The sequence below is a fragment of the Lysinibacillus sp. FW12 genome (assembly GCF_050817245.1).
Taxonomy (GTDB): Bacteria; Bacillota; Bacilli; order Bacillales_A; family Planococcaceae; genus Lysinibacillus; species Lysinibacillus irui.
In genome coordinates, this window is record NZ_CP139094.1 from 1,327,440 (window position 1) to 1,341,593 (window position 14,154).

The following is a 14,154-nucleotide window of genomic DNA, read 5'->3' on the forward strand; positions in this document are numbered from 1 at the left end:
AAATCACTAACGGAGGCATTATACATGACAAAAACGATTTTAGTTATTGAAGATGAATTTTCGATTGCAACATTATTGAAATATAATTTAGAACAGGCAGGTTATGCTGTCGAAACGGCTGCTGATGGTCAAGAAGGACTTGAAAAAGCGATCGACTTACAGCCAAATTTAATTCTTTTAGATTTGATGCTTCCAAAGCTAGATGGTATGGAGGTATGTAAGCAAATCAGACAGCAACGTATGAATACGCCTATTATTATGTTAACTGCTAAAGATGACGAATTTGATAAAGTTCTTGGTCTTGAGCTAGGAGCAGATGATTATATGACCAAGCCTTTTAGTCCCCGTGAAGTATTGGCGCGTGTCAAGGCTGTATTAAGACGTTTCACACAAAACGTTGTGGCTGATGATAAGGATGAACCACAAGAGAAAATGTATGAGTTTGGTCAATTACGTGTGTTTCCGGAGCGTTTTGAAGTCTTTTTGCAAGACGAGGCACTGGAATTTACGCCGAAAGAATTTGAGCTACTCATATACTTACTTGAAAATAAAAATCGTGTACTAACGCGTGATCAGCTGTTAAGTGCTGTATGGAAATACGATTTTGCTGGCGATACTCGAATAGTGGATGTACACATTAGCCACCTTCGCGATAAAATCGAGGAAAATAGCCGTAAGCCGATGTTCATTAAAACAATCAGGGGTCTAGGCTATAAATTTGAGGAGCCGAAAACGACATGAAATCAATGAGCAAACGCTTATTCTTGACATTCATGCTTTTACTTGGAACGATACTAGCTGTCCTAATGATTGTTATAGGTCAGCTTTTTCCTGTTTATATCAAGCAATACCATGAACAAACAAACGCACAAATACAAGCGTCCATGGATCAAGTAATAGATGAGCGCAAGATTAAATTATCCAAGGAAGATCAAGAAGCATTGTATGCCGTACAGAGCAAAGGTCAAGAGGAATCTGTGCTAACGTATGTGCGTACCCGACTCTATATAGTACTGGCTATTCTTTTTACGATCACTTTGATTTTAATTGCCATTATAAGTCGCTATATGATTCGTAATTTCACTGCACCGATTGATAACGTCACAGAGACGGCACTAGAGCTTGCAAAAGGGAATTATCGTGCACGTGCTCAAGAAAATGAACATGAACGTATGATACCACTTAGCCATTCTATAAACATTTTGGCACGTAATCTGCAGGATATTACGACAATACGAGAAGTGGAAGAAGAAAGATTGAAAACCTTAATTGAAAATATGGGAAGCTCTCTCATGATGATCGGGCGAGAGGGGAATATTTCTATAGTCAATCGGGTATTTCTAGAGCGCTTTGGTATGCAGCTTGATGAAGTACAGGGCAAAGTTTTTCGTACAATTGGCTTACCGAAATCATTGGAGCAATTTATTGATCATGTATTTTTAACTGAAATGCCTTATCGACAACAAATTAAAATGGAAATACAACAGGAGCTTTACAATAAAGAAGTATACGGGGCTCCTGTCATTGGCGACCATGGAAGATGGCTTGGTGTTGTAATTGTAATGCATGATATTACGGAACTTGTTCGATTAGAGCAAATTCGTAAAGACTTTGTTGCTAATGTCTCGCATGAATTACGTACACCTATTACTTCAATTAAGGGCTTTTCTGAAACATTACTGGATGGAGCCTATAAAGATGAAAAAATGCTGATCTCCTTCCTAGAGATCATTTATAAAGAAAGTAATCGACTTCAAATGCTCATTCAAGATTTATTAGAGCTTTCGAAGATTGAGCAACATGGCTTTACTGTCAATATTATGCCAATGGGCTTACAGGATGTTTTAATCCGTGGAGCAGAGTTGACAGCACCACGCTTAGATGAGAAAAATATGAGTTTCCAAGTGGACATTGAAAGGGATGTCCAAGTGATGGGAGATGCCAATCGTATTATTCAAATTGTGACGAATTTAATTACTAATGCTATTACATATTCTCCTGAAAACACAACCGTTTCCATCCGTTTAAAGGAAAATGAAACATATGGCATTATAGAAATAGAGGACCAAGGAATTGGCATTGAAAAGCATGAAATCGCCCGCGTTTTTGAGCGGTTTTATCGTGTGGACCGTGCAAGAAGTCGAAATTCAGGTGGTACAGGCTTAGGGCTAGCGATTGTAAAGCATCTTGTAGAGGCTCATCATGGTCGTATTCAAGTGGAAAGTGAAGTCGGAATAGGAACGAAAATGATTGTCATGATTCCGAAAAATTAACAATTCCTTAACATGAATAACATGTTCCATTCATATTTGGGTACTATACTTGTTAGTAGAAACCCCCTATATAATTGTTAAGACGATAACCATAAAAAATCTGTTAAAGGTTTTTAATAACTGCTTTTATTCCCCACAGGAAGAATCTACTGTCTAAATTTAGACGCTAGGTTCTTTTTCTGTTTTACAGGGAAGGTAAATAGGTGTAAAGTATAGTAGCATAAAAGTTTAACATGAATCTTACGCCGATTATGTTGTTAAACAATAGCTTTTACAGTCAGTGAATCAGTCTTCTTTTCATTTGAATCGTGTTTTTCTGACTGTGAAGGCAGAGAAAAAAATGAGAGAAGGATGATCATGAAAATCGTCAAAAGTATCGTGCAGATCGGCTATCTTTATATCCTATTATTTATAGGAAATACTATTGCACGCCTACTTCATTTGCCGATTCCAGGAAGCATAATAGGACTTGTTCTATTATTTTTACTTTTACAGTTTCATATAATCAAGCTTGAATGGATTGAATTAGGCGCAGCGGTATTACTAAGTGAACTATTATTATTCTTTATTCCATCTGCTATCGGAGTTATTGATTATCAAGCCTTATTCGGTATGCAAGGAATGAAGGTTGTGCTAGTTATTGTTGTAAGTGCAATTGTTGTGATGTTTGTAACAGGCTATACGGCACAATGGCTAGAGCAACGAAAGAAGGGTAATACAATATGAATCTATTCATTACTATTGTCAGCTTACTAGGGACTATTACTGTTTTTTATATTAGTAAAATGATCTATAAAAAAAATAAAAAGGAATGGCTATCACCTATATTGATTACACCTTTAGTGATTATTTGTATTTTATTACTGACAGGTATACCTTATAAATCCTATAATACAGGAGCCACTGTTTTAACCAATTTATTAGGACCTGCAACCGTAGCGTTTGCAATCCCGATATATAAAAATGTTAATTTATTGAAAAAACATGCATTTGAAATTTTTATTAGTATTGCCGTTGGTTCTGCGGTTGCTATTGTATCCTCCTTTATCATGGCTATAATGGTAGGGTTAAATGATGAATTAGTGCATAGTTTAGTGCCTCGTTCTGTTACGACACCGATTGCAATGGACATTTCAAATATGATTGGTGGTTCTCCAACTCTAACAGCTGTTTTCGTTATGACAACGGGTATTTTAGGGAGCTTATTAGCACCTATCCTCATTAAAATATGTCGTTTTCATCGCCCCTCTTCTAAAGGCTTACTGCTTGGAATGGGAGCCCATGGCACTGGAACATCTAAAGCATTTGAATTTGGAGAGCTAGAAGGAACATTTGCCAGTCTAGCAATGATCGTTGCCGCATTAATTAGCATTGTCTTATCTACAACCATTTTCCCAGTTTTTGAACATCTAGTGATTAACATCCTGTTGCCTTAAAAGGTGACAGGATTTTTTATTTTAAATTGAGAGCTCTGGTAAGGGAGACCCCCTCCGTAAATTATATGAAAATATTTTGAAACTTTTTTTAAATGTCTTCCGTAAACAGTAGTAATAAATAAAAGGGAGGAACAGACATGAGTGTGAAAAGGACACTAATGATGGTTGGACTTGGAATAGTTGGAGTTATAGCTCTTATTTCAGTTTTTACATCATGGTACACTGTGGATGAATCAGAACAAGCCGTTGTCATTACATTTGGTCGTGCTGATGATACAATAACTAATCCAGGTCTCCATTTTAAATTGCCATGGCCAGTCCAATCTGTTGAAATTTTGTCGAAAGAAACATTTAGTTTACAGTTCGGTTATAAGCAAAATAAATCAGGTGAATTAGAGGCATACGATGCCGAAACGAAAATGATTACAGGGGATGAAAATATTGTATTAACAGACCTTGTTGTTCAATGGAAAATTACAGAGCCTAATAAGTTTTTATTTAATTCACAAGATCCAGAAAGAATATTACATAGCGCGACATCGAGTGCCATTCGTTCGATTATCGGAAGTTCTTCTATCGATGCAGCGTTAACAGAAGGTAAAGCTGACATCGAAGCAAATACTCGTCAATTATTAGTTTCACTTATTGAAAAATACGATATTGGGATAAGTGTTTTAGGTGTAAAATTGCAAGATGTAGAATTACCAAATAAAGATGTCCGTGCAGCATTTACTGCTGTAACAGATGCACGGGAAATGAAAAATACAAAAATAAATGAAGCTGAAAAATATGAAAACCAACGCATTAGTGAAGCTGAAGGTGAACGAGATGCTATTATGTCGAAAGCAAAAGGAACTAAAACAGCTCGTATCGAGCAAGCGCAAGGGGATGTAGCAGTCTTTAATAAAATGTATGAGCAATATAAGGGCAATCAGCAAATTACACGAGAGCGATTAATTATAGAGACGCTTGAAAATGTTCTACCGAAAGCACAAATTTATATTATGAATGATGATGGTAGTACAATGAAGTATTTACCACTTCAGCCATTACAGCCTCAGCAGGCACAAACAGAGAAAAAAGAGGGGAGCGGTAATTAATGGACCAAAAAAATAAGGACCTTGACAAATTCCTCAATTTTTTATCAGGTAAAAGTAAAAAAGCTGCTCCATCAGATGGTGATTCAGGGGACAATGTAGTGAAAATGTCAAAAAAGGGCCCTATGAATCCAAAGAAATATATCTCCCTAGCTATAACTTTAACTGCAGTGTTTGCTCTTGTAATTATTCTACTATCTAATATTTATATTGTGAAAGAATCAGAATATGCTGTTGTTCGACAATTTGGAGAGGTTGTAAAGTTTGAACGTGAACCAGGTTTAAATATGAAAATACCTTTTATCCAAAGTGTCACAAAGCTACCAAAAAACCAAATGACATATGAGATTTCAGAGGAAGAGATTAATACAAAGGATAAGAAGCGGATTATTATCGACAATTATGCGGTATGGCGTATTACGGATCCTAAGTTATTAATTTCAAATGCAGGTACAATTGAAAAAGTTGAATCTCGTATGGAAGAGTTTATATATTCTGTAATTCGCTCTGAACTTGGCCGAATTAACTACACTGAAATTATAAACGATGAAGATTCTTCGAGAGGTAGCATAAACGATCAAGTAACTCAACGTGTTAATGAACTTCTTTCCAACGATAACTATGGTATTGAAGTAGTAGATGTACGTATTCGTCGCATTGATTTACCTACTGAAAATGAGCAATCTGTTTTTACGAATATGATTTCAGATCGTGAATCAATTGCCCAAAAGTACTTGTCAGAGGGAGATGCACAGAAACGTCGTATTGAGGCCCAAACGGATCAACAAGTACAAGAAATGCTTGCTAAAGCAAGTAAAGAAGCTGCTTTAATTCAAGCAGAGGGTGAGGCAGAAGCCGCAAAAATTTACAATAAATCATTCTCCCAAGATCCTGAATTCTATTCTTTATACCGCACACTGGAATCCTATAAGAAAACAGTGGGAGAGGATACAGTTATCATTTTACCTGCCTCATCACCATATGCAAAAATATTATCTGGTTATATAAAATAACATCAAGTCGTCTCGTTTGTTATCGAGACGACTTTTTTATGAAAATTATAATTATCACTTAATTTGAAATGTTATTTTATGAAAATAATAGAAATATATAATTTTTTATTCCCCTCCCAACTATAATTTGATAGAATGATAATGTTTAAAAAGAATAGTTGGGGGTAATAGCTTTGAAATTAAGAATTAGCACATGGCTCCAAAATTTAGGAATTGCTTGTAGTATAGCATCGTTATTGACATTGTTCTTCCGCCTATCAGAATTTTCATGGATGACAAGAACTGTTTATCATATACCCGTATTTTTTGTAAGTATCTTTTTAGTTAGTATCGTCATTGCAGAGGATGTAAGAAATCTCTTTAAAAAACTGTTTTGGTATGAGAAACGTAAAGTTCAGCGTCCAATTTGGCAAGTGGGGATTGGCTTTATATTCTTTTTAACTCAAATTAGTACTGTTATGGTATTTGGACAAGAGTTAACACAGCCACAATTAGGTGGAATGCCTTTGTTTTTAGTATTTGCGTTTATGAATGCGTTTATCTTAACGGTTATTTATGAGGAAATTTTTTATCGTCCAGTCAAAATAAAAGCATAAATTAATCACTTTCATTTAAAGGAGTTTATTCTTTGAATGGAAGTTTTTTTATGTTTGCAACTTGACTAATCGCAAAAAGCTGCAAAATTGGATAGTGCATCAAAAGCGATCATTAGGATAAGGCCCTCCGTTGTCATCGGCTTTTTTATTTGAAATATGCTGTTATTGTTGGCAAAATGGTTGTTTTCCCGATAAAGTAGAAAGGAGAAGCATTTTCAAACATACGTTTTCGTTTTACAATTAAGTAGAAGACAACGCAGGAGGATAAAAACATGACTAAAGAAAAATTACTATTATTGGACGGTAATAGTTTAGCGTATCGCGCGTTTTTTGCGTTGCCATTGTTAACGAATGATAGTGGCATTCATACCAATGCTGTGTACGGCTTTACAACAATGCTACAACGAATATTAGAGGAAGAACAGCCAACAAAAATATTAGTCGCTTTTGATGCTGGAAAAACAACATTCCGCCATGAAACGTTTACGGAATATAAAGGTGGGCGACAAAAAACCCCACCAGAATTATCAGAGCAATTCCCTTATTTACGCAAGCTAATTGATGCCTATGGAATTAAGCAATATGAACAAGAATTATATGAAGCGGATGATATTATAGGAACGCTCGCTAAAGAGGCATCATCACAGGATATGGATGTGATTATTGTATCGGGAGACCGTGATTTAACTCAGTTAGCGACAGAGCAAGTAACGGTCTATATTACAAAAAAGGGCATTACGGAAATTGAGAAAAATACACCAGCCTTTATTGAAGAAAAGTACGGTTTAACGCCACTACAAATTATTGATATGAAAGGCTTAATGGGAGATTCTTCAGATAATATTCCTGGAGTACCAGGTGTCGGTGAAAAAACAGCAGTAAAATTATTAAAAGAGCATGGCTCCGTTGAGGCACTTTATGAGGCAATGGATACGTTGAAGGCCTCCAAAATGAAGGAAAAGTTGGTAGCTAATGAAGAGCAGGCCATCATGAGTAAGAAGCTGGCAACGATTTATACAGATGCTCCAATTACCATTTCACTTGCTGATCTTGTTTATAACGGGCCAAACGAAGAAGAATTAATGAGTGTTTGGCGTGAGCTTGGCTTTAAATCACTCATTGAAAAAAGTGATTTTACAGTCCAAGAAGAAGAACAAGCACCATTTGAATATGAGTTAGTGCAAGAAGTAAAACCAGAAGACTTAAAAGATGTGATGGCTGTACATGTTGAGCTTGAGAATGAGCATTATCATACATGTCAGCAATTAGGAATCGCTTTATCAGATGGTACTAAGACACAATATATCCCGTTTGATATTGCAGCAAAATCAGATGAACTTCGTCGCTGGTTAGAAGATGCAACAAAAATAAAATATATGTCTGATTCTAAGGCAGCTCAAGCGGCATTAAAGCGAGCAGGTATTCAATTAGCAGGCGTTGACTTTGATTTGCTTTTAGCCTCATATATTAATAATCCTGGGCTAAGTGGAGATGATGTTGCCACACTAGCAAGGGAGTTAGGCTACTATGATGTCCAAGCAAATGAGACGGTTTATGGCAAAGGAGCTAAGCGTGCGATTCCAAACATTGATCAACTTGCTCAGCATGTTTGTCGTAAAGCTTTTGCTGTGTGGTCATTACAGCCGAAGCTAGAAACGTTATTAAAAGAGAATGAACAATTTGATCTTTATAAAAACTTAGAATTACCATTGGCAAGAATTTTGGGCGAGATGGAAAGTGAAGGGATTACAGTTAACCGTGCTACGTTAGAAAAAATGGGGCACGAGCTGAATGACAAACTAATAGTGATTGAGCAAGAAATATATGCAGAGGCTGGAGAAAAGTTTAATATTAATTCACCTAAACAATTAGGGGTTATTTTATTTGAGAAGCTTGGTCTACCTGTGATTAAAAAGACCAAAACAGGCTATTCTACAGCGGCTGATGTATTGGAAAAATTACAGTCGGAGCATGCGATCATCGAACATATCCTATTGTATCGACAGCTTGGTAAATTACAATCCACGTATATCGAAGGTTTACTAAAGGAAATTCATGAATCGGATAGCAAGGTGCATACACGCTTCCAGCAAGCTTTAACTGCGACAGGACGTCTAAGTTCTACAGATCCTAATTTACAAAATATACCTATCCGTTTGGAAGAAGGACGCAAAATCCGTCAAGCATTTGTCCCTTCAAAAGAGGATTGGATTTTATTTTCTGCCGATTATTCGCAAATTGAATTGCGCGTGCTGGCACATATGTCAGAAGATAAAAACCTTGTAGAGGCTTTCCGCGAAGGCATGGATGTTCATACGCGAACTGCTATGGATGTATTCCATGTAGCAGAGGATGAAGTGGATAGTAATATGAGGCGTGCTGCGAAGGCTGTTAACTTTGGGATTGTTTATGGCATCAGTGATTATGGACTATCACAAAACTTGGATATAACGCGTAAGGAAGCCGCGATATTTATTGAAAAATATTTCGCAAGTTTCCCAGGGGTTAAACAATATATGGATGATATTGTACAAGATGCAAAATTTAATGGGTATGTCACAACCATTTTAAATAGACGTCGCTATTTACCAGACATTACAAGCTCGAATTTTAATTTAAGAAGCTTTGCGGAGAGAACGGCAATGAATACACCGATCCAAGGTAGTGCCGCTGATATTATTAAAAAAGCAATGATTGATATGGATGCTCGCTTGAAAAAAGAAAAGATGCAGGCAAAACTACTTCTACAAGTGCATGATGAATTAATTTTTGAAGCTCCAAAAGAGGAGATTGCTTTGCTAGAAAAAATTGTACCAGAGGTAATGGAAAATGCCATTGGGCTTTCCGTACCGCTCAAAGTAGACTTCAACCATGGCTCTACATGGTACGAAGCAAAATAAGGAGGGATTCAAATGCCTGAATTACCAGAGGTGGAAGGTGTCGTCCAGGCATTGAAGCCAAAAATTGAAGGACGGACAATTCAACAAGTACAGCTATCTGAAAGGGTACGTTTCTCTTTTAGTGAGGGTAAGCAATGCATCGTTAAACAAGCAGAGCCGGATGCATTTGAATTGTCTTTGTCGCACATGACAATAACTAAAATTGAACGACGAGCGAAATATATATTCTTTCATTTGATGAAGGATGATGTGCCATATGTGCTTGTCAGTCATTTAGGCATGACAGGTGCATGGTTTGTTGTGAATGAACCAGAAGAAATCAATGAGGAAAAATTCCAAAAGCATATCCATGCAACATTTAAAATGGCAGATGGGGGATACTTAATTTATTCGGATATTCGTCGCTTTGGTGAACTTCGATTTTTGGCAAAGATTGAAGATTATGTGCCGCTAACAAAGATGGCACCAGAGCCATTCGATGAGCATGCTTGTGAATTTTTTATAGCACAATCTAAATTACCAAAATATGAAAATAAAGCTGTGAAAGAGGTTATTATGGATGGGCAAGTCATCTCGGGCTGTGGCAATATTTATGCTACTGAAGCATTGTTTGCCCAGAAAGTTCATCCTGCACGGAAAATGAATCGCATTAGTGACAAACGTAAAAGAGCTTTATTTGAGGAAATTGTTGCTGTCCTATGCCAAAGTATTGAAGCGGGTGGTTCAACTATTTCTGATTATCGAAACATTAATGGGGAAGCCGGGAGTATGCAGAATCGGCTGAAAATGTATGGGAAAAAGATATGTCCAGTATGTGAAACAGCAACGAGTCAAATGACAATTGGTGGACGTACCTCTGTTTATTGCCCAAATTGTCAACATTAAAGGGGATTTAACGATGATTATCGGACTAACAGGAAGTATTGCAAGCGGCAAAAGTACAGTAGCAAAAATGATGACCGAACTAGGGTTACCGATTGTTGATGCAGATATTGTAGCACGAGATGTCGTAGAACCAGGAACAGAGACATTAGCTTTAATTGCTGAAAGCTTCGGACAAGCTATTTTGCTTGAGGATGGCAATTTAAATCGAACAAGGCTGGGGGATATTATTTTCCATGAGCCTGCCAAACGCAAAATTTTAAATGATATTATGCATCCAGCCATCCGAAAAGAAATGCTACGTCAACGTGATGCTTATTTAGAGGCAGGGTATCAGCATGTTGTGATGGATATACCATTGTTATTTGAGAGTAAGCTTCAGCATTTTGTGGAGCGTATCATTGTCGTATCGGTCAGTGAAGAAGTTCAGCTTCGACGCTTAATGGAACGTAATAATTTATCAAAAGAAGATGCTTTAGCACGTATGCATTCACAGCTACCAATGTCTGTCAAAGAAAAAGGCGCAGATGCGGTTATTTATAATAATGAGAATATAGAAAATACAGAGGAACAATTAAGGAAAATCCTCAGTTATTGGAATGTTATTTAATGGTTTCATTAAGATGCGTAGCAAAATATGTTTGCTGCGCATTTTTTAATGGGGAAACGACATAATAAGGATTAATTTTTCAGAAAATAAGAACTTTTATATTGTGAATATATAATGTTCATCTTTTTTAAAATTGTGTTATACTAATCACCATAAAGTATATAATTAATTAATCTGAGTATGTACTCACAGGAGGATATTATAAATGACAGTATCAATTGCTATTAATGGTTTCGGACGTATCGGACGTATGGTTTTCCGCCAAGCGATCGTACAACAGGATTTAAATATCGTTGCAATTAACGCGAGCTACCCAGCTGAAACGTTAGCACATTTGATTAAGTATGACACAAATCACGGAACATTTGAAGGTACGGTAGAACCAGCAGGCGATGCTTTAGTTGTAAACGGTAAACGTGTTCAAATTATTAGCGAACGTGATCCATTAAAATTACCTTGGGCAAAAATGGGTGTAGATATCGTTATTGAAGCTACTGGTAAATTTAATGAACGTGACAAAGCAGCAATGCACTTAGAAGCGGGCGCTAAAAAGGTTATCTTAACAGCACCTGGTAAAAACGAGGACGTAACAATTGTTTTAGGTGTAAATGATGACAAACTTGATATTGCTAAACATGATGTTATTTCAAATGCTTCTTGTACAACGAACTGCTTAGCTCCAGTAGCGAAAGTATTGAATGACACATTTGGAATTGAGAATGGCTTAATGACAACAGTTCATGCTTATACAAATGACCAAAAGAACCTAGACAATCCACATAAAGACTTACGTCGTGCACGTGGATGCGCACAATCCATTATTCCAACATCTACAGGTGCTGCAAAAGCATTAAAATTAGTTTTACCTGAATTAGAAGGTAAGATTCATGGTATGGCATTGCGTGTTCCTACACCAAACGTTTCTTTAGTAGATCTTGTAGTAGATTTAAATACGGATGTCACAGTTGATGCTGTCAATGCTGCATTCGTAAAAGCTGCAACAGAAGGTCCGATGAAGGGCATTTTGAACTTCTCTGTTGAACCATTAGTATCTTCTGATTACAACACAACTACTTACTCATCAACGGTTGATGGACTTTCTACAATGGTATTAGGCAGCCGTAAAGTAAAAGTACTTGCATGGTATGACAATGAATGGGGCTACTCTGCACGTGTAGTAGATCTTGTGAAAAAAGTAGCGAATGCTTTAGAAACAGTAAACGCATAAAAATTTCATCGTGAGCACATTGAAATCTAAGTGATTTCAATGTGCTTTTTTTATGCAGAGGAATACCGAAAATGGTTAAGTGTTATGTTATTTGTGCTACAATGGCAATCCTTCTAGACCTCTTAAATTTGAATAATTTTCTTATACTTTAGGTGCTTTAGGTTTATCATGTGCTCACAAACATGAATGCACTTTTCTTACATGTAGGAAATTTGTTATAATAGAAATATTAAATTGTTGTAAATCAGGAGAGTAATTATATGAGATGTCCATCTTGCCAATTTAACGGAACGCGTGTTGTGGATTCGAGGCCAGTAGATGATAATAAAGAAATTCGTAGACGTCGTGAATGTGAGTCGTGTGGCTTCCGTTTTACAACGTTTGAAAAAATTGAAGAGACACCATTAGTCGTAGTTAAAAAGGAAGGTTCACGAGAGGAGTTTAGCCGTGAGAAGGTACTTCGTGGACTTATTCGTGCTTGTGAGAAACGCCCAGTAGCGCTTGATGTACTGGAGGAACTTGTCCTATCTATTGAAAAAGATCTTCGTCGTATAGGCAATTCAGAAGTACGCTCAGAAGACGTCGGTGAAATGGTAATGGATCGCTTAGCTAAAATTGATGAGGTAGCCTATGTGCGATTTGCCTCGGTTTACCGTCAGTTTAAGGATATTAATGTTTTTATTGAGGAAATTAAAGATATTATTCAACGTCAAACGGAGAAAAAATCATAGAAAACAGAGAGGATGAATGACGTTGATTCATTTATATAAGGAATTGCAGCCTGGCGATCCTTTCGACATTCGTCTACCTCATGCATTTTCTACACAGGAGCGTCAATTAGTTACATTGTTTTATCAACCATTAACCGGCTCGGAGCCAATTAGCCTTTATTTAACGTTATGGGCTGAAGCTGAACAAATGCCAAAACAGCAAATGACCCATTATTATTTAATGAATGTGCTCGGTTTGCCCATTGGTAAAGTGTTTGAGGCCCGTATTGCACTGGAGGCAATCGGTTTGCTACGCACATGGAAAAAAGAAAATGCGGGTGAGCGTAGTTTTTTATATGAGCTACAGCGCCCACTTGATGCAGATAGTTTTATGAAAGATCCGTTGTTGTCGATGTTTCTGTTTAGTAAAATCGGCGAGCAGGCCTATCGAAACTTACGTCAGCGCTTTATGTCACCTGTAAAGGACAAAGAATTTAAGGATGTGTCTCGCGCCTTTATTGATGTCTTTAAGCCTGTTCATTCTAATATCCCATCCGATTTACAAGTGGATACGAGTCAAAAGGATAAACAGCAAAAAGTATATCCTTTTTATTTGGAGCAATTTGATTTTGATTTGTTGCAAGCAGGTTTGTCAGAGCAATTGGTACCTTCCAATTTGTTGACATTAGAAGTACGTGAAGCGATAGCGAAACTGGCATTTTTATATCATTTAACAGCCCTTGATATGCAAAAAGTGGTCATTCTTGCTTTGGACGATGATTTAGGAATTTCCCAAGAACGTTTACGCAAGGCTGCTGCCGATTTTTATAAATTAACAGTTTCAAAGGAACCGCCAAAACTAGCAAGAGTAAACGAACCTCTACCAGTAGCAGAAGTGGGGCAAAAAACGAAGGATCAGGAGCTCCAACATTATTTAGAGACAACAGCTCCTGTTCAAGTATTACGTGATATTAATAATGGTAAAGAACCATTACAAACGTCTGTTCAACTTGCAGAAAATTTAATCGTTCAGCACGGCATGCCAATTGGGGTAGTCAATGCATTATTAGAATACGTTATGCTAACGACAGATATGAAACTACCTAAAAAATATGTGGAAACGATTGCTGATCACTGGGTACGTAAAAATGTCCAAACGGCAAAGGAAGCAATGGAGCTTGCACGCCAAGAGCATGATAAATATACTGCTTGGAAAAACAAGCCACAAACTGCAAATAAAACGAGTCAACAGGTCAAAGGACGTTCAAGAAATCAGCGTGAAGAAAAAGTCCCCGAATGGTTTTATAAACGTAATGAAAAACAAGAGGAAGATGCTTCTAGCACGATAGACTTTGAAAAAGAACGTCAGAAAATATTGGAAATGCTAGGAAAAAGTGAATAGCAAAGAA

13 protein-coding genes are annotated in these 14,154 nt (G+C 36.9%); all 13 read left to right on the plus strand.

Annotated elements, in window-relative coordinates:
• The first annotated feature begins 24 nt into the window (after window positions 1-24).
• The 13 genes from SJW71_RS06760 (at window position 25) to SJW71_RS06820 (ending at window position 14,147) form a co-directional block, all read left to right on the plus strand.
• Window positions 25-741 carry a response regulator transcription factor gene (locus SJW71_RS06760; RefSeq protein ID WP_274794063.1) on the plus strand — a complete coding sequence of 239 codons (717 nt, stop codon included), beginning with the start codon at window positions 25-27 and terminating at the stop codon, window positions 739-741.
• Complete coding sequence (pnpS, locus tag SJW71_RS06765) at window positions 738-2,273, plus strand: two-component system histidine kinase PnpS (RefSeq protein ID WP_274794062.1); 1,536 nt, start codon at window positions 738-740, stop codon at window positions 2,271-2,273. Before SJW71_RS06760 ends, pnpS begins: the two co-directional genes overlap by 4 nt.
• Window positions 2,274-2,627: 354 nt before the next feature.
• Window positions 2,628-2,999: a CidA/LrgA family holin-like protein gene (locus tag SJW71_RS06770; RefSeq protein ID WP_274797365.1), complete on the plus strand. Its 372-nt coding sequence runs from the start codon at window positions 2,628-2,630 to the stop codon at window positions 2,997-2,999.
• Window positions 2,996-3,709, plus strand: a complete 714-nt coding sequence (locus tag SJW71_RS06775) for an LrgB family protein (RefSeq protein WP_431811883.1) — start codon at window positions 2,996-2,998, stop codon at window positions 3,707-3,709. The genes SJW71_RS06770 and SJW71_RS06775 overlap by 4 nt, the downstream gene beginning before the upstream one ends.
• 137 nt (window positions 3,710-3,846) lie before the next feature.
• Window positions 3,847-4,809 (plus strand): FtsH protease activity modulator HflK, encoded by a 963-nt coding sequence (hflK, locus tag SJW71_RS06780; protein ID WP_312506598.1) that lies wholly within the window; start codon window positions 3,847-3,849, stop codon window positions 4,807-4,809.
• Window positions 4,809-5,819 carry a protease modulator HflC gene (gene hflC, locus SJW71_RS06785; protein ID WP_431811884.1) on the plus strand — a complete coding sequence of 337 codons (1,011 nt, stop codon included), beginning with the start codon at window positions 4,809-4,811 and terminating at the stop codon, window positions 5,817-5,819. The genes hflK and hflC overlap by 1 nt, the downstream gene beginning before the upstream one ends.
• Before the next feature lie 173 nt (window positions 5,820-5,992).
• Window positions 5,993-6,415, plus strand: a complete 423-nt coding sequence (locus SJW71_RS06790; RefSeq protein WP_274794058.1) for a DNA polymerase I — start codon at window positions 5,993-5,995, stop codon at window positions 6,413-6,415.
• A 272-nt stretch (window positions 6,416-6,687) separates the two neighbouring features.
• A complete protein-coding gene (gene polA, locus SJW71_RS06795) occupies window positions 6,688-9,315 on the plus strand; it encodes a DNA polymerase I (RefSeq protein WP_322606040.1) in 2,628 nt (875 codons plus the stop codon).
• A gap of 12 nt (window positions 9,316-9,327) precedes the next feature.
• On the plus strand, window positions 9,328-10,200 hold the full coding sequence (gene mutM, locus SJW71_RS06800) for a bifunctional DNA-formamidopyrimidine glycosylase/DNA-(apurinic or apyrimidinic site) lyase (RefSeq protein WP_431811885.1): 873 nt from the start codon (window positions 9,328-9,330) through the stop codon (window positions 10,198-10,200).
• A gap of 13 nt (window positions 10,201-10,213) precedes the next feature.
• Window positions 10,214-10,807: a dephospho-CoA kinase gene (gene coaE / locus SJW71_RS06805; protein WP_274794055.1), complete on the plus strand. Its 594-nt coding sequence runs from the start codon at window positions 10,214-10,216 to the stop codon at window positions 10,805-10,807.
• A 205-nt stretch (window positions 10,808-11,012) separates the two neighbouring features.
• On the plus strand, window positions 11,013-12,035 hold the full coding sequence (locus SJW71_RS06810) for a glyceraldehyde-3-phosphate dehydrogenase (RefSeq protein WP_274794054.1): 1,023 nt from the start codon (window positions 11,013-11,015) through the stop codon (window positions 12,033-12,035).
• Window positions 12,036-12,295: 260 nt separating this feature from the next.
• Window positions 12,296-12,766, plus strand: a complete 471-nt coding sequence (gene nrdR, locus SJW71_RS06815; RefSeq protein WP_004226277.1) for a transcriptional regulator NrdR — start codon at window positions 12,296-12,298, stop codon at window positions 12,764-12,766.
• 16 nt (window positions 12,767-12,782) lie between these two features.
• Complete coding sequence (locus SJW71_RS06820) at window positions 12,783-14,147, plus strand: replication initiation and membrane attachment family protein (RefSeq protein ID WP_274794053.1); 1,365 nt, start codon at window positions 12,783-12,785, stop codon at window positions 14,145-14,147.
• Window positions 14,148-14,154: the final 7 nt, after the last annotated feature.

Excerpts from the sequence above, each read along its gene's own strand:
- SJW71_RS06760 (WP_274794063.1), top strand. The coding sequence starts at position 25 with ATGACAAAAACGATTTTAGTTATTGAAGATGAATTTTCGATTGCAACA.
- pnpS (WP_274794062.1), top strand. The coding sequence starts at position 738 with ATGAAATCAATGAGCAAACGCTTATTCTTGACATTCATGCTTTTACTT.
- SJW71_RS06775 (WP_431811883.1), top strand. The coding sequence starts at position 2,996 with ATGAATCTATTCATTACTATTGTCAGCTTACTAGGGACTATTACTGTT.
- hflK (WP_312506598.1), top strand. The coding sequence starts at position 3,847 with ATGAGTGTGAAAAGGACACTAATGATGGTTGGACTTGGAATAGTTGGA.
- hflC (WP_431811884.1), top strand. The coding sequence starts at position 4,809 with ATGGACCAAAAAAATAAGGACCTTGACAAATTCCTCAATTTTTTATCA.
- polA (WP_322606040.1), top strand. The coding sequence starts at position 6,688 with ATGACTAAAGAAAAATTACTATTATTGGACGGTAATAGTTTAGCGTAT.
- mutM (WP_431811885.1), top strand. The coding sequence starts at position 9,328 with ATGCCTGAATTACCAGAGGTGGAAGGTGTCGTCCAGGCATTGAAGCCA.
- coaE (WP_274794055.1), top strand. The coding sequence starts at position 10,214 with ATGATTATCGGACTAACAGGAAGTATTGCAAGCGGCAAAAGTACAGTA.
- SJW71_RS06810 (WP_274794054.1), top strand. The coding sequence starts at position 11,013 with ATGACAGTATCAATTGCTATTAATGGTTTCGGACGTATCGGACGTATG.
- nrdR (WP_004226277.1), top strand. The coding sequence starts at position 12,296 with ATGAGATGTCCATCTTGCCAATTTAACGGAACGCGTGTTGTGGATTCG.
- SJW71_RS06820 (WP_274794053.1), top strand. The coding sequence starts at position 12,783 with ATGACGTTGATTCATTTATATAAGGAATTGCAGCCTGGCGATCCTTTC.